Annotated in this window: 19 protein-coding genes; 9 read left to right on the forward strand and 10 right to left on the reverse strand. The window is 63.7% G+C overall.

Annotated elements, in window-relative coordinates; all coding sequences use genetic code 11:
• The first annotated feature begins 7 nt into the window (after positions 1 to 7).
• The 5 genes from NTD80_RS23485 to NTD80_RS23505 all read left to right on the forward strand — a co-directional run bounded on the left by NTD80_RS23485 (position 8) and on the right by NTD80_RS23505 (position 6256).
• A complete protein-coding gene (locus tag NTD80_RS23485) occupies positions 8 to 1225 on the forward strand; it encodes a glycosyltransferase family 4 protein (protein WP_262135180.1) in 1218 nt (405 codons plus the stop codon).
• Positions 1216 to 2319: a glycosyltransferase family 4 protein gene (locus tag NTD80_RS23490; RefSeq protein ID WP_262135181.1), complete on the forward strand. Its 1104-nt coding sequence runs from the start codon at positions 1216 to 1218 to the stop codon at positions 2317 to 2319. Before NTD80_RS23485 ends, NTD80_RS23490 begins: the two co-directional genes overlap by 10 nt.
• 2 nt (positions 2320 to 2321) lie before the next feature.
• Positions 2322 to 3749, forward strand: coding sequence for an O-antigen ligase family protein (locus tag NTD80_RS23495; RefSeq protein ID WP_065907258.1), 1428 nt, complete (start codon positions 2322 to 2324; stop codon positions 3747 to 3749).
• On the forward strand, positions 3749 to 5158 hold the full coding sequence (locus tag NTD80_RS23500; RefSeq protein WP_262135182.1) for a lipid II flippase MurJ: 1410 nt from the start codon (positions 3749 to 3751) through the stop codon (positions 5156 to 5158). Before NTD80_RS23495 ends, NTD80_RS23500 begins: the two co-directional genes overlap by 1 nt.
• Before the next feature lie 75 nt (positions 5159 to 5233).
• Positions 5234 to 6256, forward strand: a complete 1023-nt coding sequence (locus NTD80_RS23505) for an acyltransferase family protein (RefSeq protein ID WP_262135183.1) — start codon at positions 5234 to 5236, stop codon at positions 6254 to 6256.
• A 147-nt stretch (positions 6257 to 6403) separates the two neighbouring features.
• On the opposite strand, the gene NTD80_RS23510 is transcribed toward NTD80_RS23505, so the two are convergent.
• From NTD80_RS23510 to NTD80_RS23530, 5 genes are all read right to left on the reverse strand, one after another.
• Complete coding sequence (locus NTD80_RS23510) at positions 6404 to 6985, reverse strand: DUF4174 domain-containing protein (RefSeq protein WP_106804619.1); 582 nt, start codon at positions 6983 to 6985, stop codon at positions 6404 to 6406.
• A 131-nt stretch (positions 6986 to 7116) separates the two neighbouring features.
• A complete protein-coding gene (locus NTD80_RS23515; protein ID WP_262135184.1) occupies positions 7117 to 8352 on the reverse strand; it encodes a flavin monoamine oxidase family protein in 1236 nt (411 codons plus the stop codon).
• Positions 8349 to 8972 (reverse strand): glutathione S-transferase N-terminal domain-containing protein, encoded by a 624-nt coding sequence (locus NTD80_RS23520; RefSeq protein WP_065907272.1) that lies wholly within the window; start codon positions 8970 to 8972, stop codon positions 8349 to 8351. Before NTD80_RS23520 ends, NTD80_RS23515 begins: the two co-directional genes overlap by 4 nt.
• 12 nt (positions 8973 to 8984) lie before the next feature.
• Entirely contained in the window at positions 8985 to 9563 is a 579-nt protein-coding gene (locus tag NTD80_RS23525; protein WP_201143884.1) for a GNAT family N-acetyltransferase, read from the reverse strand.
• Positions 9564 to 9632: 69 nt separating this feature from the next.
• A complete protein-coding gene (locus NTD80_RS23530) occupies positions 9633 to 11990 on the reverse strand; it encodes a DNA polymerase II (protein WP_065907277.1) in 2358 nt (785 codons plus the stop codon).
• A 277-nt stretch (positions 11991 to 12267) separates the two neighbouring features.
• Between NTD80_RS23530 and NTD80_RS23535 the strand changes: the two genes are divergently transcribed.
• Positions 12268 to 14505, forward strand: a complete 2238-nt coding sequence (locus NTD80_RS23535; RefSeq protein ID WP_262135185.1) for a TonB-dependent receptor — start codon at positions 12268 to 12270, stop codon at positions 14503 to 14505.
• A 40-nt stretch (positions 14506 to 14545) separates the two neighbouring features.
• Here the strand turns inward: NTD80_RS23535 and NTD80_RS23540 are convergent, their stop codons facing one another.
• The 3 genes from NTD80_RS23540 to NTD80_RS23550 all read right to left on the reverse strand — a co-directional run bounded on the left by NTD80_RS23540 (position 14546) and on the right by NTD80_RS23550 (position 18531).
• A complete protein-coding gene (locus tag NTD80_RS23540) occupies positions 14546 to 16960 on the reverse strand; it encodes a TonB-dependent siderophore receptor (RefSeq protein ID WP_262135186.1) in 2415 nt (804 codons plus the stop codon).
• A gap of 87 nt (positions 16961 to 17047) precedes the next feature.
• Entirely contained in the window at positions 17048 to 18022 is a 975-nt protein-coding gene (locus tag NTD80_RS23545; RefSeq protein ID WP_262135187.1) for a FecR family protein, read from the reverse strand.
• Complete coding sequence (locus NTD80_RS23550) at positions 18019 to 18531, reverse strand: sigma-70 family RNA polymerase sigma factor (protein WP_262135188.1); 513 nt, start codon at positions 18529 to 18531, stop codon at positions 18019 to 18021. Before NTD80_RS23550 ends, NTD80_RS23545 begins: the two co-directional genes overlap by 4 nt.
• Before the next feature lie 151 nt (positions 18532 to 18682).
• Here NTD80_RS23550 and NTD80_RS23555 point away from each other — a divergent pair, with 151 nt between their 5' ends.
• Positions 18683 to 19270 (forward strand): hypothetical protein, encoded by a 588-nt coding sequence (locus tag NTD80_RS23555; RefSeq protein WP_262135189.1) that lies wholly within the window; start codon positions 18683 to 18685, stop codon positions 19268 to 19270.
• 40 nt (positions 19271 to 19310) lie between these two features.
• On the opposite strand, the gene NTD80_RS23560 is transcribed toward NTD80_RS23555, so the two are convergent.
• Positions 19311 to 19778 (reverse strand): SRPBCC family protein, encoded by a 468-nt coding sequence (locus NTD80_RS23560; RefSeq protein ID WP_262135190.1) that lies wholly within the window; start codon positions 19776 to 19778, stop codon positions 19311 to 19313.
• A gap of 99 nt (positions 19779 to 19877) precedes the next feature.
• On the opposite strand from NTD80_RS23560, the gene NTD80_RS23565 reads away from it, so the two are divergent.
• The gene (locus NTD80_RS23565; RefSeq protein WP_262135191.1) at positions 19878 to 20279 is read left to right on the forward strand and encodes a GFA family protein; all 402 of its coding nucleotides are present in this window, start codon (positions 19878 to 19880) and stop codon (positions 20277 to 20279) included.
• A 1-nt stretch (position 20280) separates the two neighbouring features.
• Here the strand turns inward: NTD80_RS23565 and mrdA are convergent, their stop codons facing one another.
• Positions 20281 to 22173: a penicillin-binding protein 2 gene (mrdA, locus tag NTD80_RS23570; RefSeq protein WP_065907300.1), complete on the reverse strand. Its 1893-nt coding sequence runs from the start codon at positions 22171 to 22173 to the stop codon at positions 20281 to 20283.
• Here mrdA and NTD80_RS23575 point away from each other — a divergent pair.
• Positions 22161 to 22419: hypothetical protein (locus NTD80_RS23575; protein WP_262135192.1), on the forward strand; the 259-nt coding region annotated here is incomplete at its 3' end. The two genes, mrdA and NTD80_RS23575, sit on opposite strands and share 13 nt — an antisense overlap.

Below are 22419 nucleotides of genomic sequence, written 5' to 3' on the forward strand. Positions count from 1 at the left end.
GCCTGCCATGCGCATTTTATGGATCCTGCCCTACTCGCCCTGGCCCGCCACCAGCGGCGGCAAGACGCGCCAGTTCCATCTGCTGCGCAGCCTCGCCGCGCGGGGGCACCGGATCACCTTGCTGCTGCATGACAAGCACCCGGTGTCACTCGCCGACCGCCAGGTGCTGGAGGCGTTCCTCGAGCAACTGATCGTCCTGCCGCGCCGCCCGCTGCGCAGCGCCACGACCCTGTTGGCCGGGCTGTTTGCGCCCTACCCGCTGCTCGCCAGTGTGAACGGCCTGTCGGGCGCCTTGCAGGACACTTTCAACAGGTTGCTGAATGAGCACTGGGATGTGGTGCAGATCGAGCACACCTACACTTTCCAACCCTACGAAGATGCGCTGGCACGCAAATCCCAACCGTTCGCGCTGACCGAGCACAACGTCGAATCGGCCCTCGGCGCCGCCACCTACGACCGTCTGCCGCGCTGGGCGCTGCCGTTCATTCGCTACGATCAATGGCGCTATGCACGTTGGGAGCGCCGGGTCATGCGCCAGGCCACGCAGGTGATCGCAGTGACCGACAGCGATGCCCAGGTACTGGAAAAAATCGCCGGCAAGCCGGTGCCGGTGGTGGTCAACGGCGTGGACTGCGACCACTTCGCCGCCGCCCGGCCCGACCCGTCGACACGCCGCGTGCTGTTCCTTGGCAACTACGAATACGCGCCGAACGTGGACGCCATCGAGTGGGCCCTGGATGACATCCTGCCCAAGGTCTGGGAGCGCTGCCCGCAGGCGCGCATGAGTGTCTGCGGCTTCGGCATGCCGGCCAGTTGGCGCGAACGCTGGCAGGACCCGCGTATCGAATGGCAAGGCTTCGTACCCAACCTGCTGGCGCTGCAATCGAGCTGTTCGGTGTTCCTCGCGCCGTTGCGCCATGGCGGCGGCTCCAAGCTCAAGGTGCTGGAAGCCCTGGCCGCCGGCCTGCCGCTGGCGAGCACCGCACAGGGCGTGTCGGGGCTGGACCTGGTGGAAGGCCTGGACTACCTCGGCGGGCAAACCGCTAGCGCCTTGGCGGACGCGGTGGTGCGCCTGTTGCAGTTCCCCGATGCCGCCGAACCGATGGGTGAAGCCGGCCGCGCCTATGTACGCCGCGCCCATGACTGGAGCGTTGCCGCCAGCCAGTTGGAGCAGGTGTACGCGAGCCTTTTACCGCTCACGCACAAGGAGCCCGTATGCGTGTAGGCCTGGATTACCGCACCGTCGGCACGTCGCCGCAATCGGGCATCAGCCGCCAGGTGTATGCGCTGGAAAGCGCCCTGCGCACCTTTCCAGGCATTGAGCTTGAGCGTTTTACCGTGGCGCCGCTGGGCGACGAAACCCGCTTGAAGGCCCATTGCCCGGCCTGGGGCTGTGCCAAGACCGCCATGCACCAACCGCAGAATCGCCTGCGTTTCGAGGCTGGTTTTTTGCCGCGCGCCTTGCGTGAGCAGCACATCGACCTGTACATCAGCACCTTCAATATGGGCTTGCCATTGCCGCCCAAACCCAAGGGCCTGCGCAGCGTGGTGCTGTTGCATGACCTGTTCCAGATCACGTTGGACAACTACCACGCCAACCGCCTCAAGGCACTGATCTACAAGACCAGCGATCGCCTGTCGATTGCCTACGCGGTGCACAGCGCCGACCGCGTGTGGACGCCGTCGCAGTACAGCGCCGATGAAACCGCGCGGCTGTTTCCCAAGGCTGCGGGCAAGATTCGCGTGCTGCCCAATCAGGTCGACGCCTTTGCCGAGCTGGCAGCGGACCTGTCGGCGCGCCAATTGCCGGAGCGCTACTGGCTGCTGGTGGGCACGCGCGAGCTGCGCAAGAACGTGCCATTTCTGGTCGATGCCTGGCAGCAGGCGCGATGCCAGGCCCCCGGTGTGCCGGAGTTGGTGCTGGTGGGCAGCCTGGAACACCTGCCCGAGTCCCAGCGCACGCTGCCGGGGATTCGGGCGCTGAGCGGCGTGTCGGATGCCGAGTTGCATGCGCTGTACCGGCAGGCGTCGCGCCTGTGGCAACCGTCTTACGCCGAAGGCTTTGGCCTGCCGGTGATCGAAGCCCTGAGCGTCGGCACGGCAGTGGCAGTGGCCAGCGGCACCTCGCTGGATGAAATCACTCCGCCGTCGGCGCCACGTTTTTCGCCTACCGACGGCCCGGCGCTGGTGCAGTTGATGGTCAGCCTGGCGCAGCAGCCTATTGAAGAATCGGCCGCGCAACGGCGCCAGTGGGCGGAGCGTTTCAACCATCACGCCTACCGTCGACGCCTGGCCGAACTGATCGAGGAACTGAAGTGAGAGTGAATCTGGCAAGCCTCGTCGCGGTGCTCTTCGGCCTGCTGTTCGGCGCCCTCGCCCTGCTGCTGTCACCGGCCAAGGCCTTCCTCGCCGTGGTCGGCCTGGCGGGCGCGGTGACGATCCTGCGCTTTCCGTTCTGGGGCCTGTTGCTGTTTGCCCTGGTGGCGACGTTCATGCCGTTTTCGACGATCAACCTGGGCATCCGCAGTACCGTCAGCGAAGCGATCCTGGCGCTGACCTGGGGCGCCATCCTGTGGCACAGCTTTCTCGCGCGCCTGCCCGACACACCAGGCCTGGCGCGGCGCCCCACCGACCAGATGCTGTTGTGGCTGATGCTGTTCAGCGTGTTCCCGTTCATTGTCGGCCAGGTCACCATCCATGCCGACACCAGCGGCGTGGCCAACTGGCTGCGCTGGTTGCTGAACCTGTCCGGGGTGTTTATCGCGGCCAAACTGCTGGTGGACCACAAGCACCGGGAAGCGCTGGTGATCGCCCTCCTACTGGGTACCCTGGCGATGCTGGTGCTGTCGATCGCGGTGTTTGTGCGCACCCGCTCCGGCGCCGGAATTGCGCCGATCCTGGCGCTGTTCAACTACGCCAACTTCGACATGCTCAAATTCGGCCTGGAGGCGATGTCCTCGCGCATGGGCTCGCCGTGGACGCACCCGAATGCCATCGGCGGGATCATGGCGCTGCTGCTGCCGTTGGCGTTCTGTTTCGGCATGACCGAGCAAGGCTGGAAACGCGCACTCGGCCTGGGCGTGGCGTGCCTGGGGGCGGCCGCCTTGCTGTTGGCGAGCAGCCGCGGCGCGATGGTCAGCCTGGCGTTGGTGCTGATGTGGATGGCCACGCGGCGCGTGCCGTACACCGGGCGCCTGTTGATGATCGGCGCGGCGCTGACCGTGGCGCTGGTGATTGCCTACCCGCCGTTGCAGGAGCGCCTGGCAACGATTTTCTCTTCGGACAACGCCAGTACCGAAGTGCGTTTCGACGAATACCGCATGTTCCCGCAGGCGGTGGCGGCCTACCCGTTCGGCATCGGCTTCAAGGTCGACCCGCCGGTGCCGGGTACGCATTTCCTGGGGATTTCCAACCTGTGGCTGAACTACATCTACAAGATCGGCATCGTCGGCATGCTGTTCTTCGTCGCGGTGACCGTGCGTTGGTGGCGTGAGGCCCGTCCGGAAAAAGGCCCGATTCGCCTGACCAAGGACAACGCCCTGTGGCTGGGCACCACCGGTGGGATTCTGTCGGCGCTGGTCAGCGGTTTGTTTGACCACTACTTCAGCTTCGCAGTGGTGATGGTGGCGCTGTTCTGGTTGATGGTCGGCATCAATGTGCTGGAGGCGCGGCGCCTGTTTCCGGCGCGCCTGCCGCAGGTCAAGACGGTGGTGTTTCGCAAGCCGCTGCTTGATGGCGCGCGTCCCTGATGCTGGGCTCGGCCGTTTGGCTGACCCTGGCGACCCTGCTGGGCCTGTGCCTGGGGTTTGCGCGTGAATGGTTGCTGGTGGCAGCGTGGGGCGCGGGTGAACGCAGCGATGCGTTTCTGATCGCGCTGTTTTTGCCGGAAGCGCTGCGCATGTCCCTGGCGGGTGGCGTGCTGAGTGCCGCCGCGCTGCCGCTGTACCTGCAGCGCAAGGACGGTGAGCGCCTGGATTGGCTGGCCGTGTTGTTCCCGGCGTTGATGCTGATCGCGCTGGTCACCAGCCTGCTGCTGACGCTGCTCGCGCCATGGCTGGTGCAGCTGCTCGGCCCCGGCTTGGCGGCCAGCGCCACCGCCCTCGCCGCGAGCAATTTGCAGATCGTCGCCTGGTGCGTGCCGGGGTTGATGCTGCATGCGCTGTTCAGCATTCCGTTGCAGGCGCGCGAGCGTTTTGTGCTGGCGGGGCTGGGCTCGTTGCTGTTCAACCTGCCGCCCGTGACCTACCTCGCCCTCGCCGGCACCGCGACTCAACCGCACTCGCTGGCCCTGGCCTGCCTGGCGGGCAGCTTGCTGATGCCGCTGGCGTTGCTGCCGTCGGTGTGGCGCCAAGGCTGGCGGCCGTGGCGTTGGCAGCTGACCTTCGCGCCGCTGCGGGAGCTGGGTCAGCGCATCGGCCCGCTGTTGCTGAGCAACGGCGCCAGCCAGGGCCTGGCCCTGATCGAGCGCCTGGTGGCGTCGCTGTTGGGCGAAGGCGCGGTGACCTGGGTCAACCTGGCCCGCAAACTGATGAACCTGCCGCTGATTGCGCTGATGAGCCTCAATCAGGTGCTGCTGGGCATGATGAGCCGGCGCCAGGGCGATGAGCGCCTGGCCCTGCTCAAGCGCGGCCTGGAAACCGCCAGCGTGCTGACCCTGCCCGCCGGCGTCGGCCTGGTGGCGGCAGCGCCGAGCCTGGTGGCGCTGCTGCTGCCCAAGCAATCGGCAGATTCGCCATTGCCGCTGCTGTTGGCCTGGTTCGCCGTACCGTTGGTATTCGGCGCCTGGAACGCCTTGCTCGCCCGCTATGCCTATGCCGCCGGCGACACGCGCCAGCCGTTGCGCTGCGAGTTGCTCGGGAGCCTGGTCAACGTGTTGCTGCTGGGTGCCCTGCCCTTTGTATTTGGCCTGGCCGGAATCCCGCTGGCCGCGCTGGCCGGGGTGATCTGCACCGCGTTGCTGCTGATGCAGCGCCAGGCATTGCTCGACGCCCTGCCCTGGGTGCGCCAATGGCTGCTCAGTGCACTGGTGATGGGGTTGGCGGCGCTGGCGCTGTTTCGTATTGAAGGCGTGTGGCTGCAACTGGGGTTGAGCACCTTGGCCGGCATCCTGGTGTTGCTGGGGATGGGACTATGGCTCAAGCCGTGGCGCAAGGCATGACGGCGTGCCAGTTCCTGCCAGGGGCTGTGCGGTTCACAGAGGGAGGATGAACAGGTGAAACATCGTTGGATTCAAATGGATATCGCCAAAGGCATCGGCATCCTGGTGATCGTGTATGCCCACAGTTGGTTTGTCGCCACGTCCCCGGACCTGATGTACCCGATCCTGGCGTCGTTCGTGCTGCCGTTGTTCTTCTTTCTGTCCGGGGTGCTGTTCAAGCCGGAGCAGCCCTTCGGGGAGATGGCCGTGCGCAAGGCGGATGGCCTGCTCAAGCCGTTTTTCTTCACCATGCTGGTGTATGTGATCGTGCGCGATGTGCTGCGTGGCCAACCGCTGCTGCCGGACATCGGTGGCGTGCTGTATGCCTCGGTGGACACCATCCCGTGGCAAGCGATGTGGTTCCTGCCGCACTTCTGGGTGGCGATCCTGTTCAGTTGGGCGTTGTTACGCCTGATCCAGCGCCTGCCGCTGGCAGTGAGTTGCGCGCTGACCCTGGTGCCGCTGCTGGTGGGCATCTGGATGCTGCCGTTTTTCTGGCAACTGCCGGTGACCGTGGGCGGGCAAACCTGGGTGCTGCCCGGCCTGCCCTTCAGCCTGGATATCACCCTGGTCAGCAGCGCCTGTTTCATCTACGGCTACCTGCTGCGCAATTGGCTGCGCACCCATGCGGGGTCGCTGCTGACCTTGGTGGTGTCGGTGGTGTTGTTCACCGCCGTGTTCCTCTATCGGGGCGACACCATGGACCTGGCGCAGCGCCGCTACGACCACTGGCTGTGGACCAGCCTGCTGGCGGTGATTGGCGTGTACGTGTGCTGGGCGCTGGCGCGGGTGCTGATGGTGTCGGCGCTGATCACGCGGGTGATGACCTATATCGGCCAGTCGACCCTGATCCTGTTGATCTTCCATGGGGAGATCCAGCACAAGGCGTTTGACCTGATGGAGCGCCTTGGCCTGCCGCCCTTTGTCGCGGCCTGCATCGGTTTTGTGGTGGGGGTTGGAGTGCCGTTGTTGATCGGGGAAGTGATCAAGCGCGTGGCGTTCTTGCGGTTTTTCTACTTTCCGTTTCCGCAGCGTAAAGTCTCTGAACCGCGCACCTGAAGCCTGTTTGGCAAGGAAGATTGCTCCCGCTGAGGTACGCAGCGCCGCCAAAACGCTTGCGACTGCTACGCAGTCGAGCGGGAGCAAGCTCCCTCCCTACTTAAGCGCTTCGATCAGCGCCGGGTCAGCCAGCGCCTTGGGCGCTGGTCAATCATCCAATTGCTGTTGCGGCGCGGCATGCTTGGCCGGCTTACCCGCCTTGGCGCCTGGCTTCGCGGCCGGGGCGGCAGCGGGTTCAGGCTCGGCCGGGGCGGCCATTTCTTTCTCGGCCATCGGCATCTGGTCGATCGCGCTGAAGAATTCCTTCAGGTCGAGGGTATCCGGTGGCACGGTCTTCTCGACTTTCTTCTCGCCATCCTTGCCAACCAGGATCACCTTGGTGCCGCTGCCGGCGCCCAGCTTGAGGGCACGGATCAGCGCATTGGTTTCAGGCGGCGTGAGTTTCTTGTTGTCCTTGGGGTCCTTGGCGAACTTCTCGCCCTCGGCCCCGATGCTGCCGAACTTCACGGTGTAGAACACCATGCTGCGCTCTTCAAAGGCTTGCTTGGTGGCCGGCTCTTCCAGCTGTTTCTTCAGGTCCGTCAGCGCGGCGTTGCCGGAGTCCAACTCCACCACCACCAGCGGCCGGGACTTGCCCAAATCCTGCTTGAGCGGGTTGATATCATCAGCAGCCAACAGCGGCCCCGTAAAAGCCATCAAGGTAGCCAGGGTCAGCGACCGGATGAGCATGCGCACCTCCTTTGAATTCCATGCAGGGTTCTTGAGTTTCATGTCTGCGACAGTCAAATTCAAGGATGATTCCTACACCACTTTAAGAAAGCGTAGGCCAGGACGCCCGCTACGCAAGGGTTTGGATAGGTTCAGGAGTCATTGTTTCTTCTGATTGCGGAAGCCCAGGCGCTGAGTTTTTCGCAGGCCGCCAGCGCGATTTGCTCATCTGTCTTGCCTGGATAGTGGCGGTCCACGGCGTCTGCGGCGACCAGCCCGGCAATCAGCGGCGTGCCCACCGCATCGGTCAAATCCAGCCACTCGCCCCAATTGGCGGGCGCGTCGTACCAGCGCAGGTAGCCGTCCTCGGACGCCGGCCACCAACGCTGATCGAACTGCAGCACGACTTTTTCCAGGCGGCCCATGGTGAACAGCTCCAGGGCGTGGCGATACGTCGCCGGCAAGTCCGGGGTAAAGCTCAATTGCTTGAGCACCGGTATCGGCACCGTGCAGATGCAGGCATCGGCATCCCGATCATCCACGCGCACACCGTGCTCGTCCCAGCTGATGTGCTGCACAGGGTGGTTGAGGTGGATATCCAGGCCGCTGGCAGCGTCTGCCAGCAGTTGCCCGTAACCGTGCGGCAAAAACTGGTCGCCATGGCCGACGCCCTCCTCGTCAAGCGTCTGGGTCGACAGCTGGTCCAGGGGCAAACCGGCTTCGAGGATCAAGTTCGCGTCGATGGCATAGCGTGCCGCGCGGCGCTCGCTGGCGGTCAAGGTGGCCAGGTAGCGGTCGACGCCCGGCGCCAACGGTTGCTGACGGTCGATGGCCTGTTTGAGTCGGGCATAGGCGCGGTTGATGTCCGGCAACGGGCCGTCCCACGCGGCGGCCAATGGCTGCGAGAAGTCTGTCGGGCGCCGCTCCAGGCCCAACTGCTCGGCACGCCGCGCCAGCGGGTTGATCGCATACTGCTGCAACCAGGCGGCGCCCACATCCACCATTTGCCCACCGAGGGCTACGCTGTGCACTCGCCCGCCGATGCGGTTACGCGCCTCGAGTACGCGCACCGCCACGCCCTGCGCCTGCAAGGCGCGGGCAGCGCCGAGGCCGGCAAAACCGGCACCGATGACAATCACCGTTCGAGCCGAGGTCGCGATCACCGCATTGGCGGCGCGCAGCCCGCTGTCCCAGGCGCTGTGGGTCATGGCCGAGTGATCGTGGTTGAAGGCTTCGCCAGCAAGAAACAGACGATTATCAATCGGCGTTGACAACAGGCGCCGCAGGCTCGGCTCGCCACCTGGCAACAACGCGCTGTAGGCGCCCTGGCTGAAGGGGTCATCGCACCAGCGCGTGACGTGCCAGGCGACAGGCCGCGGCGCGGTCATTGCGCGGGCCAATGCCGCGCGAATACGGGGGCCACGACGGGATCGGCATCCACTTGTGCAAGGCTCTGGGCAAAACCCGGCGCCAGGGCGGCCAGCGCTTCGCGCGCCGCGTCCCAGCGCGACACCGCCGCCGCCATGATGCCCAGCGCATTCGGCTCGCCGCTGGGCGCAAACAACTGGTCGGCAAACTGATCGGCAAACACCACCCAGGCCTGGTGCAGATAGCGCCGCGTGCCGGTGATCAACTGGTTCTGCACCACGGGTTCGGCCTCGCCCAGCCAGCGTTGCGGGTAGTCGATGATGCCAATGGCCGAATAACAGTTGGCGGCGATGTACACCAGGCCGCGCAGGATCTGCCCACGGTTGCCCACCAGCAGGTTGGCGTCGGGGTATTCCAGGCCCAGGTGGATCAGGATCGCCGCACTCTCCGTCAACACCTGGCCATCAGGGGTGACCAGCGTGGGGATCTGCTTGAGCGGGTTGATGCGGGCCAGGGCGTCGGTGCCCGGGCCTTCCTGCCAGGAACTGGCATCCACGCGGTGCCACTCGACCGCGCAACGCGCCAGGGCGATTTCGATCATGCAGGAGCCGGACTCGTCGGTACCGTAGAGCGTGTACATGGGCCTTTCCTCCTATCGCAGCAGCTTCGCCTGCAGGTTGGCTTTCACCTGCGGCCATTCCGAATCGATGATGCTGAAACGCACCGAGTTGCGCTTGCGCCCGTCGGGCATGATGCGTTCATGGCGCACGATGCCTTCCTGCACGGCGCCCAGGCGCAGGATCGCAGCACGGGATTTTTCGTTGAGTTCATCCGTGGTGAACTGCACCCGCACGCAGTCCAGCACCTCGAAAGCGTAGGTCAGCAGCAGGAGCTTGGCTTCGGTGTTGATCGCGCTTTTTTGCGTCGACAGCGCCAGCCAGGTGTGGCCGATCTCCAGCTTGCGATTGACCCGGTCGACCTTCCAGAACCGCGTGCTGCCGACCACCTGGCCGGTGTCGCGGCGCACGATGGTGAACGGGATCACGCTGCCCGCAGCACGCCCGGCCAGCGCGGTATCAATGTATTGGTCGACGGTGCCGGGGCCCGGCACGTTGGTGACCTTGAGGTTCCACAGCTCGCCATCGGCGGCGGCGTCGAGCAAGGCGGCCTTGTGTTCGGGTTGCAGGGGCTGGAGTTCGACTATAGTGCCGGTCAAGGTAATGTGAGTCATGGGAGCTGCGCCGTCGGGTGGTCGTCAGTGACCAAGAGTGCAGGCTCGCGCAGTGCCTCGGCAAGTGTTTTAGAACAGGCCCATTTGCCCGCCGACCAGGGTGCCGAAATCGTCATTCACGAACGGCAGGATCGCATCGGCCACCGGCTGCAATTGCCGGGTGACGTAGTGGTCGTAGTCAATCGGCGCCTGGCGCACCTCCAGCGGTTCGGGGCCGTTGACGCTGATCACGTAGCTGATCCAGCCGCCGCGCTGGTACTGACGCGGACGTCCGAGGCGGTCGTTGTATTCATCGGCCAGGCGCGCAGCACGCACATGCGGCGGCACGTTGCGCTCGTAGTCATCCAACTGGCGGCGCAGGCGCTTGCGGTAGATCAGCAGCTCATCGAATTCGCCGCTGAGGGTACGGCGTACGTAGTCGCGAATGTAGTCCTGATGGGGCTGGCGATGGAAAATGCGCTGGTACAACTCCTGCTGGAACTGCCGGGCCAGGGGCGACCAGTCACTGCGCACGGTTTCCAGGCCTTTGTAGACCATCTCTTCGCTGCCGTCGCTGCGCACCACCAGGCCGGCGTAGCGTTTCTTGCTGCCCTCCTCCGCGCCGCGAATGGTCGGCATCAGAAACCGGGTGAAGTGGGTTTCGTACTGCAGTTCCAGCGCGCTTTGCAGGCCGTATGCCGTGCGCAGGTGCTCGCGCCACCAGGCGTTGACGTGCTGCACCAGCGCGTGGCCGATGCGGCTGGCGTCCTCTTGGGTATGCGCACCGCCGAGCCAGACGAAGGTGGAGTCGGTGTCGCCGTAGATCACTTCATAGCCCTGCGCTTCGACCAGCTCGCGGGTCTGGCGCATGATCTGGTGGCCGCGCATCGTGATGGACGACGCCAGCCGCGTATCGAAAAACCGGCAACCACTGGAGCCGAGCACGCCGTAAAAGGCGTTCATGATGATCTTCAGCGCTTGGGACAGCGGCGCGTTATGTTCGCGCTTGGCCTCTTCGCGGCCTTCGGACACCCGCGCGACGATGGCCGGCAGGCAATGGCGGGTACGCGAGAAACGCGCACCACGAAAGCCTTCCACAGAGGTGCTGTCGTCGGGGTGCTTGAGGCCTTCGATCAGGCCCACCGGGTCGATCAGGAAACTGCGGATGATCGACGGATAGAGGCTTTTGTAGTCGAGCACCAGCACCGATTCGTAGAGGCCGGGCCGCGAGTCCATGACAAAGCCGCCGGGGCTGGCCTCGGGCGGCTTGTCGCCGAGGTTCGGCGCAACGAAGCCCTGGCGGTGCATCAGCGGCATGTACAGGTGGGTGAACGCGGCGACGGAGCCGCCGTTGCGGTCAGCCGGCAACCCGGTGACGCTGGCGCGTTCGAGGAGGAACTTGAGCAGCTCGGTCTTGGCGAAAATCCGCGTGACCAGTTCACAGTCCTTGAGGTTGTAGCGCGCCAGGGCGGGCTTGTCCTCGGCGAACATGCGGTTGATTTCGTCCATGCGCTGGTACGGCGTGGAGATGTCCTTGCCCTCGCCCAGCAGGGTCTGCGCGACGTTTTCCAGGCTGAAGGATTCGAAGCTCCAGGTGGCCGAGCGCAGGGCCTCGATGCCGTCGATGATCAGCCGCCCGGCCGCGGCGGCGAAGTAGTGGTTACGGCTGCCATGCTCGCGCCAGGCCATCGGTTCGCCGCCGCGCCCGAGCAACAGCGGCACGCCCAGGCGCTGGGCATGTTCGTGGAGCACGCGCAGGTCGAACTGCACCACGTTCCAGCCGATGATTGCATCGGGGTCATGGAGGGCGAGCCATTGGTTGAGGCGCTCGAGCAGTTGGGCGCGGGTGTCGCAGTAGTCGAGCTTGAAGTCCACCGCGTCGGTTTTATTCGGCGGGCCGAGCATGTACACCTGGCGCTCGCCGCAGCCTTCGAGGGCGATGGAATAGAGATCGCCCTGGGCGGTGGTCTCGATGTCCAGCGACACCAGCTTCAGCGGCGGGCGGTAATCAGGCGCGGGTTTCATCTGCGCGTCAAGCAGCGTGCCGTCGGCATCGGCGACGCCGCCGAACCACACCGGGGCGGTGATGAAGCGCTCCATCATGTAGCGCTCGGGCGGGCGCACGTCGCCCTCGTAGACATCCACCCCGGCGGCACGCAGGCGTTTTTCCAGGTCCATCGCCTGGCGGTGCTGGCGCGTGTACAGGCCCAGCACCGGGCGATGGTGGAAGTCGCACAACTGCAGCGGGCGCAACTCGATATCGCGCTCGCCCTTGAGCAGCCAATCCAGCGGCTTACGATGGGCCTCGGGGATAAACATCACCGAGGTCTGCACGGGTAGGCGGATACACCGTGGCCCGTGGTCGGTGGCCAGCCAGAAACTGACCTCCGTGCCCGCCGGGGTATCGCGCCAATGCCGGGTCAGGACAAAACCCTGCTGTAAATCCACCGTACCGCACCTCAGGAATCGCTTTCAGGGCGTGATTCTACTCGGCATCCGGGCAAACGCGATGGGCGATGGCATTTATCCGTCAACCCGCACAGCAGGACACTGCGCGGGCCGCTGGTCGGCCGTCCGCGCAGGCACGCTCACGCGCTTCACAATTTTGTTGCAGAACATTAATAACAATCACTATCATTCGCACCGGAGTCGTATCCGCGCAGCGAGGACGCGCAACGTTGTTGCCCTTTTCCTCACCACTGACGGTTCGCCGTCCGGATCGACCATGCCCACCCGTACCCCATTCGCCGTGCCGTTTCGCCCGACCCTGCTCGCCCTTTGCTGCTCCCTGAGCCTTGCCGCTCACGCCGCAACCCCAGCCACCCCGCAGGATGCGAACCACAGTCAGGATGGCAACACGCTGGAACTGGGCGCCACCAACATCAACGCCGACGCCCCATCGCCCGGCGCCCTGCCCCCGGTATATGCCGGCGGCCAGGTGGCACGCGGTGGCCAGTTGGGTGTGCTGGGCAACCAGGACATCATGGATGTGCCGTTCAGCATGTCCTCCTACACCGAGAAACTGATCCGTGACCAGCAGGCCGAGACGCTGGGTGATGTCCTGCTCAATGACTCGTCCGTGCGCCAGGCGTCAGGCTTTGCAAACCAATCCCAGGCGTTCGTGATTCGTGGCCTGCCGCTCAACGGCGACGATATTTCCTTCAACGGTTTGTACGGCATCCTGCCGCGCCAGTTGATGTCCACCGACGCCCTGGAACGCGTCGAAGTATTCAAGGGCCCCAACGCCTTTATCAACGGCGTGACGCCGAGTGGCTCGGGCATCGGCGGCGGTGTGAACCTGCAACCCAAGCGTGCCGATGACGTGCCTTTGCGCCGCTTCAGCACCGATATCAGCAACGATGGCCGCATCGGCGAACACCTGGACATCGGCCAGCGTTTTGGCGAAGACAATCGGTTTGGCGCACGGGTGAATATTTCCCAGCGCGAAGGCGATACCGGTGTGGACGACGAGAGCCAGCGTTCGAAGCTGTTTTCGGTCGGCCTGGATTATCGCGGTGATGCCCTGCGCCTGTCCGGCGACTTTGTGTATCAGAAGCAGCAAGTCAACGGCGGGCGTAACTCGGTGTTTCTCGGCCCGGGCCTGACCAGCATCCCCAACGCGCCCTCGGCGGACACCAACTACGCGCCGAAGTGGGACAGCACCAGCCTGGAAGACACCTTTGGCATGCTGCGCGGCGAGTACGACCTCAATGACAACTGGACCGCATATGTCGCGGGCGGCGCCAAGCACACCCGCGAAATCGGCCGCTATTCGTCGCTCACCGTGATCGACGCGCAAGGCAATGCCACCGTGAGCGGCTCCAATATCGCCCACCAGGAAGACAACACCAGCCTGATGGCCGGCCTGAATGGCAAGTTCCAGACCGGCGCCGTCAGCCATAAGCTGAACCTCGGCCTGACCGGCACCTGGACCCAGGCGCGCAACGCCTTCGACTTTGCCTCGGGTACGCAAGCGACCAACCTCTACAACCCCGTCGATGTGACAGCGCCAGCCAAGGGTGGCTTCACCTCCGGCAGCGACCTGAACGACCCGGGCATCACCGCCAAGACCTTCGCGCGCAGCGCGGCGGTGTCGGACACCCTCGGTTTCATGGATGACCGCTTGCTGTTCACCGCCGGCCTGCGTCGCCAGGAGCTGGTGGTCCAGGGTTATGAATACGGCACCGGCTCACGCAACGCCAACTACGCCAAGGGCATCACCACGCCGGTGTATGGCCTGGTGTTCAAGCCGTGGGACCACGTGTCGTTCTACGCCAACCACATTGAAGGGCTGGCATCCGGACCGACCGCCCCGGAAACCGCGGCCAATAACGCCAGGGTCACCAACAACGGCCAGACCTTCGCCCCCGCGCGTTCGAAACAGACCGAAGCCGGCGTCAAAGTCGACATGGGCACCTACGGGGCGACACTCGGTGTGTATCGCATCGAGCAGCCGACCCAGGGCTATTCCCAGCTGAATTCGGACGGCACCGCGACCTACGTGTTCCAGGGTGACCAGGTCAACAAGGGCGTGGAGCTGAATGTCTTCGGTGAACCTGTCCCAGGCCTGCGCCTGCTGGGCGGCGCCACTCTGATAAACACCGAGGTAAGCGGCACGGCCAACGGCACCAACGACGGCAACCGCGCTATCGGCGTGCCTTCGTTCCAGCTCAATGCCGGGGTGGATTGGGATGTGCCGGGCCTGCAAGGCGTGAGCGTGAATGGCCGCATGTTGCGCACCGGCGGCCAGTACGCCGACGCGGCCAACAACCTCAGCCTGCCGACCTGGAACCGGTTCGACGTGGGCGCGCGCTATAACTTCAAGGTCGATCAGCGGGACGTGACGCTGGGCGCCACGGTGGAGAACGTCGCCAATACCAAGTACTGGGAATCGGCATTGGGCGGTTACCTGACCCAGGGCGATCCGCGCGTGGCGAAGTTGTCGGCGACGGTGGACTTCTAAACGTCAACGGGTGGCAGCCTGGGCTGCCACCCGTTACACGCTACCAGTCGTAGGACACGGCCAACGATGCCGTGCGCTCCTGTCCGTAATAGCAGCCAAAGGCATAGTTGCATGCCGAAACGTACTCGCGATCAAACAGGTTCTGCACGTTCAGGCTGGCTTCCGCGCCTTTGAGCGTGGGGCTGACACGGCCCAGGTCGTAGCGGATGGTCGTGTCGTACACCACAAACGAAGGGGTTTTGAAGGTGTTGCCCGAATCACCGTATTTCTTGCCGGTGTAACGAGCGCCCCCACCGACGGTCAGGCCTGCCAGGGCATTGCTCGCGAAGTGGTAGTCGACCCAGGTACTGGCGGTCCACGGTGCCTGGGACTCGTTGCGGTTGCCTTTATTGCCGTAATTGCTCTTGGTGTAGAACGAGTCCAGGTAGGCCACCGCTCCAATCATCTCGAACTGACCAACACGCGTCTTGCCTTCGAACTCGACACCCCGCGAGCGCACCTCGCCTTCCTGCAGCTGATACTCCGGGTACTCAATGTCGCCGGTCAGCACGTTCTTCTGCTTGATCTGGTACACCGACAACGTCAGCAATGAACTGTCGTTGGGCTGGTATTTGACCCCCGCCTCGTACTGCTCGCCCTCCACCGGCTTGAACGCCGACGCCCCGCGCTGTGGGGCCTGGCTGCCGATGCTGGGGAAGAACGACTCGGCGTAACTGACATAGGGCGCCAGGCCGAAATCAGTGAGGTAGGTCAAGCCGATTCGCCGGGTGAGTTTCTTGTCTTTCTGGCTGACCGTGCTGTCGGCCAGCAGGTCGCGGTTCTCGACTTCGGCCCAGTCTTCACGCAGGCCGACGGTGAGGATAAACCGGTCAAGCTTGATCTGGTCCTGGGCGTACAGGCCGGTCTGCTTGATGGTGTTATCCCACTTGGTGGTGAGGGTCGGCTGGCCCAGGGTGTGGTAGTTGCTGGGTTTATACAGCTCGATGATTTCTGCGCCGTACAGGTTGTAGCCCTGGTACTTGCGGGTGAACTGGCGGTAATCGACGCCGGTCAGCAGCGTATGGTCCAGCGCACCAGTGGCGAATTTGAACTGCAGGTTGTTATCAATCGTGTAGGCAGAGTTGTGCTGGCGCCAGTCGAGCTTGGTGCGGGTGGCGCGGGTGTCGTCGATGCTGTTATCCGGGAGCGTGACGAAGCGGTTCAGGTAGAAGCCTTTGTAGCGGTCGTTGACGTCGGTGTAGCGCGCCGTCGAGTGGTATTCGAGGTTGTCGTTGAAGGCGTGGGAGAAATCGAAGCCGAGCACGTACTGGTCGCGGATGTAGTCGTTCCAGTCCGAGTCGCCCAGGAAGGTGTCGCGGTCGATATGCCGGCCCTCGGCGCTGCGGTACAGCGTGCCAATGGCGGGCAGCGCCTGGTAGTCGGCCAGGGACTTGTCGCGCTGCAGCTGCGCGTAGACCGTCAGCGCCGTCTCGTCGGTCGGCGCCCAGGTGAGGCTGGGCGCGAGCAAGGTGCGGCTGTCGGTGGCGTGGTCGACCATCTCGTTGCCGTCACGGGCCAGGGCAATCAGGCGATAGCTCAAGGTCTTGGCCTGATCGATTGGCCCGCTGAAATCCAGCGCACCGTTGACCCGGTCATAACTGCCGATGCCGAACTTGACCTGGTGCCGCGCCTCGGTGGTCGGCCGCTTGGAGACCATGTTGATCATCCCGCCCGGCTGGTTTTGCCCGTACAACACGGATGCCGGCCCCTTGAGCACTTCGATACGCTCGAGGGTGTACGGATCGATTTGCGGGGCGCCGCCCAGGCTGCCGGCGTACGGCAGGTAGGCGCCGTCGAGGTACAAAAGGGTTGGCGCGAAGCCACGGCTGGCGACTTCATCGGCGATGGTGTTGCGGTCGGTATAGCCGTTGGTGTCGATACCCGGCGTGTAGCGCAGGGCCTGCGTGAGGTTGCGTGCACCCTGGACCGCGACCTGGTCGGCCGTGACCACGTTGACCGTCTGCGGGATTTCCAGAATCGGCGTATCGGTCTTGGTCGCGGTGCCGCTGCGCGTGGCGACGTAACCGTCTACCGGGCCCCAGGCATTTTCCGTGGCCGCCCCGGTCACGGTGGTGGGGCTCAGATTCAGCGAATTGCCTTCGGGCAGCAGGTACAGGCTCCAGGTACCGTTGTCGGTAATGATCAAGCCCAGCCCGCTGCCGGCCAGCGCCTGTTGCACGGCCTGCTCCGGCGTCAATTGGCCCTGGACGGCAGCAGCCCGGCGACCTTGCAGCAAGGCCGGGGTCACCGACAACGTGCGCCCGCTTTCGCGGGACAATCGGCTGAGGGTGTCACCCAGCGCGGCCGCAGGCAGGTCGAAATAATGGGTGGTGTCCTGGGCCATCGCAGGTTGGCCGATGACGGCCAGCGTAATGGCCAGCGTCAGCAGGCAAGGACGAATCATCAAGGGTGCCATAGGGGTGGATACTCGTTGTCAGGTTGGCGTTCTCTAACCCTGACTCGCGAGACGTGCGATCCCCTCACGGCCTGTGAAAATAATCGTTTATTGCACGTCAATCAGCGTCAACCACGGCCCATAGCGACGAATGCGCAACGGGAATGTCTGGGCAAGCGACTGCAGCGTCTGCTCCGCATCATCCAGCGGATACACTCCGTACACACGCAGCGCCGCCGCTTGCGGGCTGATGCGCAGCACGCCCCGGCGATACGGGCGCAAGGCATCAATCAGCGAGCCCAGCGGCTCGTCGCGAATGTCGATCCGACCGTCGCGCCAATCCACCCGCCCGGCTGCCGACAACGGTACCGGCCGCACCCATTCCTCGCTGAACCACGCCGCCTGCCCCGCTTCCACGCGCCGCTGGTGACCGCCCTGGGTGGTGACTTTCACACTGTGCAGTTGCACCGAGGTCAGGCTGCCGGCGGCTTCCTGGCTGACCATGAACTGCGTGCCGAGGGCCTGGACTTCGCCCTGTGCGGTGGTGATGACAAACGGCCGGCGGGCATCGGCGGCGACATCGACAAACACCTGGCCTTCACGCAGATGCACGACGCGGCGCTGCTCAGTGAACTGGATATCCACCGAGCTGCGCGCGTTGAGGCTCAAGCGGCTGCCGTCGGCCAACGTGAAGGTACTGCGCTCGCCGGTGGCGGTACGCCGGTCGGCCCACAACCCGTTGAGCGGTTGGGCACGGTCGAGCAGCGCAGCGCTACTGACGCCAAACAACATCAGGGCCAGGCCGCCACGCAGCACCTTGCGGCGCGACACGGTGTCGGGCGTCATCAGCGCCTGGGACGCCGCACGCAGTTGGCCAGGGCTGTGCGCCTCGACCCGGTGCAGCGCGGCAATCGGTTGCTGCAACAGGTTGCCCACCCGCTGCCAGGCCGCCGCGTGCTCGGGGCTGGCGTGCAACCAGGCGTCGAAAGCCTGGCGCAGGTCGCGGTCCTCGCCGGCCGCCTCCAGGCGCAGCAGCCAATCGACGGCCTCGCGGGTACAGGCATCCACCTTGGGCTGCGTCATGCCAGCTCCGCCGATTCCGCCAGGCAATGCAGGAACGCCCTGCGCAAATCGCGCTCGACAGTCGCCAGGGAGACATTCAGTTGCTGGGCGATCAGAGGTTGGGTCAAGCCTTCGAGGCGACTCAGGATAAAGATCTGGCGTACCCGCGCCGGCAGGCCGTTGAGCAGCCGGTCAATGCTTTCCAACGCTTCGCGGACCAATGCAAGGTCTTCTTCGGAAGGGCTGTAGCACTCCGGCAGTAAAGCCAGGCTGTCGAGGTAGCTTTGTTCGAGGCGCTTGCGCCGCCAGAAACTGAACAACAGTCGGCGTGCAACCGTGCTCAAAAACGCCCGCGGCTCCTCAAGTTGGGTGAGCTGGCGCGCATCGAGCACACGGATGAAGGTGTCCTGGGTCAGGTCTGCGGCATCCTGGGGGCACTTCAACTGGCGATACAACCACGCACGCAACCACCGATGGTTATCGTCGTAGAGCGCGGCTAAAAGGGCCTTGGGATCAGTAGATGTGGACACGCAACACTGCCAGACGTTAATGATAATTCATCTCATTATCTGCGCAGACTCTGGCACATTGCAATCGTTAAAACACCCAACCTGCAGCGCATTTGTGTATCTGCGCCCCTCCACTAGACTCAGGAGTTCCTCTTACATGGAAGTGCCCTAAATGAAAGTAACGCGCCCTCTTCGCCACGCCATCGCCCTGGTCACACTGCTGGCCGCCGGTAACCTCACGGCCTTCGCGGCCGATATCCCGCTGTCCAAGACCCTGGAAGCCGACGAAGTCACCACCAAAGTGCTGGCCGTGGATGCCGCCAAGCACCAGGTGGTGCTGCAAGGCGCCGAAGGTGGCGAGGTGCATGTGCAACTTACCGACGCCGCCAAGGACCTGGGTAATCTCAAGGTCGGCGACCAGGTCAAAGTGCTGACCACGCACTCGGTCGCTGCCGTGCTGGACACCGATGTGGACAAAAGTGCGCCGGATGCCAGCGAAAAAACCGGTGTGATCCGCGCCACCGCTGATAATCCCAACCCCGGCGGCGCAGCGTTCCGTCAGGTACAGGTGCAACTGAAGATCACGCACATCGACTTGAAGAAAAACCAGGTCACCCTGGAAAACCCAGCCGGTGCGAGCAAAGTGTTGAATGTCGAGAAACCGGAAATTCGCGCGGGTCTCAAGGACCTCAAGGTCGGTCAGAGTGTGCTGGTGACGTTTACCGACACCCTGGAAATCACCACCGCTCACGAAGGCTGACAGTCATCAACGCGGGCATCAGTGATGATGCCCGTTGGGGTCAGGCCTGGCGGGCCTGGGTCAAATATTTTTCAATGTTGCTCATCTGCTCGTCCCAGCCCCGGGAGTTCATCTTGAAGGCTTTCTGCCGACGGGCTTCGGGCACTTTATCGAAACCGGACTCGACGACCCGCAGCAAAATGCCCGGCGCGCGATCCTCGATCGTGAACTCCACCAGTGTCGGGGTTTCCTGGTCATAGTCGACGCCCTCCTCCACCGCAAAGGGGTGCCACCAGAAAGAGAACAGTGTCTGCGGCAGGATACGTTCGATTTTGGCATTCCAGATCACATGCTCGTACCCCGGATAAGTGATCGGTGCCTTGATGGTTTCCCCCGCTGCAAAGGTTTTGCCCTTCAGAGCAATTCCGAACCAGTTGCCGAATTGCTCGGCATCGGTGAGTGCTTCCCAGACTTGTTTGCGTGAAACGTTAAGCAGGACTTTTCGTTCTATGCGATCTAATACGTGCATAAGTCACCTCCTCCATTGACAGTAGGCGACATCGAACAATGCGCAACCTTGGGTTGTGCGCGATGATGATGACCCCATCCTTGACCCGGCATTTACGTTATGACTGACGCGTTGAATGGAAGTTGCTTCTGCAAGGCCGTCCGCTACCAGGTGGACCGCTTGGACATGCCCATCAGCCACTGCCACTGCGACAGCTGCCGCAAGGTGCACGCGGCGGCGTTTGTGGCCACAGCCGGGGTGATGCGTGAGCATTTTCGCTGGACGCAAGGCGAGGGTCTGTTGTCGTCATTCGAGTCTTCGCCGGGCAAGCTCAGGCATTTCTGCTCGCGCTGCGGCTCACACCTGATGGCCGAGCGTGGGCACCAGCCGCATGTGATCGTGCGGGTGGCGACGCTGGATGATGATCCGGGCGTGCGGCCCACCGCGCACATCTGGACGGCGTATGACGTGCCCTGGCTGGCCTACACGGGCGTAGACCAGTGGGACGAGTGGCAGGTGTGACTCAGACGTGCGGGTCACCCGGTGCTTTAGCCGGGGTCGCATACTGCGGCTTGAGGTGACCTTCCTGGTCGAGCAGCCAGGCGTCCATGATCTGCCGCACCACCGGGCCTGCCACCCGGCCACCGGCTTCGCCGTTTTCGATCATGACCGAGATCACGATCTTCGGATGCTCGGCCGGGGCAAAGCCGACGAACAAGGCGTTGTCGCGATGCCGCTCTAGAGTCTTGTCGCGGTTGTAGCGCTCACCCTGTTTGATCGCGACCACTTGCGCAGTACCACTCTTGCCGGCGATGCGGTATTGCGCACCTTGCGCGGCGGCCCGAGCGATGCCGCGCGGGTCATGCATCACCAACTGCATGCCATGGTTCACCTGCTCCCAGTCACGCGGGTCCTTGAGGACCACATTCGGCATCGGGTTCTCGTCTACGGGCGGCACGCCGTTGATAGTCTTGGCCAGGTGCGGGCGATTCCACACGCCCTTGTTGGCGATCAACGCTGTCGCCTGGGCCAATTGCAATGGCGTGACCTGCATATAGCCCTGGCCGATACCGAGGATCACGGTTTCGCCTGGGAACCATGGCTGGCGGCGGGTCGCACGTTTCCAGGCCTGGGATGGCATCAGGCCGGCTGACTCTTCGAACATATCCAGGGAGACTTTCTGGCCCAGGCCGAACTCCGCCAGGTAGTCGTGCAGGCGGTCAATGCCGAGCTTGTGGGCCAGGTCGTAGAAGTAGGTGTCGTTGGAACGCATGATGGCGGCGTCCATGTCGACCCAGCCGTCACCGCTGTGGTTCCAGTTGCGGTATTTGTGATCAAAATCGGGGAGCTGGTAGTAACCCGGGTCGAACACGCGGGTCTGGGCGGTCACCACACCGCTGTCGAGCCCGGCAATGGCCACCTCAGGCTTGATCGTCGAACCCGGCGCATAGAGCCCGCGCAGGACGCGGTTGAACAGCGGCCGGTCGATGGAATCGTGCAGCGCGGCATATTCCTTGAAGCTGATGCCGGTGACAAACAGGTTCGGGTCGAAACTCGGCTTGCTGACCATGGCCAGGACTTCGCCGGTTTGCGGGTCGAGCGCGACCACCGAGCCACGGCGATCGCCCAGGGCTTCCTCGGCGGCTTCCTGAAGGTGGACGTCGAGACTGAGCACAATATTTTTGCCAGGGATCGGGTCGGTGTGCTTGAGCACGCGCAGCACACGCCCCTGGGCGTTGGTCTCGACCTCTTCGTAACCGACGTGGCCGTGCAGTTCGGACTCGTAGAAACGCTCGATGCCGGTCTTGCCGATGGACTGTGTACCGCGGTACTCCACAGAGTCGAGAGCCTTGGACTCTTTCTCGTTGATGCGCCCGACATAGCCGATGGAGTGTGCAAAGTGCGCACCCAGCGGGTAGTGCCGGACAAACTGCGGCTCTACGTCGACGCCAGGCAAGCGAAACTCGTTCACGGCCAGGACCGCGATCTGCTCTTCGGTCAGCTCGTAAAACAATGTCACCGGGACGAAAGGATGGCGGGCCTGCTTCAAGGCCTTGTCGAACACCGCACGGTCTTCAGCAGGCAGGTGCAGCAGGTTGACGATGGCGTCCAGCTCACCCTTGAGGTCTGTGGTGCGCTCCCGGGTGATGGTCAGGTTGTAGCTGGGGCGATTGTCGGCGAGCACCACGCCATTCCGGTCGTAGATCAACCCACGAGTCGGCGTTATCGGCAGGACGTGGACCCGATTATTCTCGGAAATCGTCGAGTGATAGTCGTACTGCACCACCTGCAGGAAATACATGCGGCCCACCAGGGCACAGGTGATGCCGATCACCAGCAGCGCGCAGGCGAGCAGGCGCTTGTTGACCAGGCGGTTTTCTTTTTCGTGATCCTTGATGGGTATTGGTTCAGGCATTTCTACAGCATCTCGTTGAAGAAGGTCGACGCCGCATCCTGCGGATAAAGATCAGTCCTTGTGAAAATGTGCTGCACCATACCAAAAATGCAGAAACACTTTGCATCGATTTCCCCGAACGGCATGCCGATAGCGATTTTTGTCATGAAAGTGTGGGATCAAGCCCAGCAAGGCTTCAGATCAGGACGCCTATTCGTGGCCAGGGGAACGCGCTGTCCTCTACCGGGCGTGCTTTTCGACCGCCGA

It is taken from the genome of Pseudomonas sp. 13B_2.1_Bac1, assembly GCF_025466155.1.
Lineage (GTDB): Bacteria > Pseudomonadota > Gammaproteobacteria > Pseudomonadales > Pseudomonadaceae > Aquipseudomonas > Aquipseudomonas aylmerensis.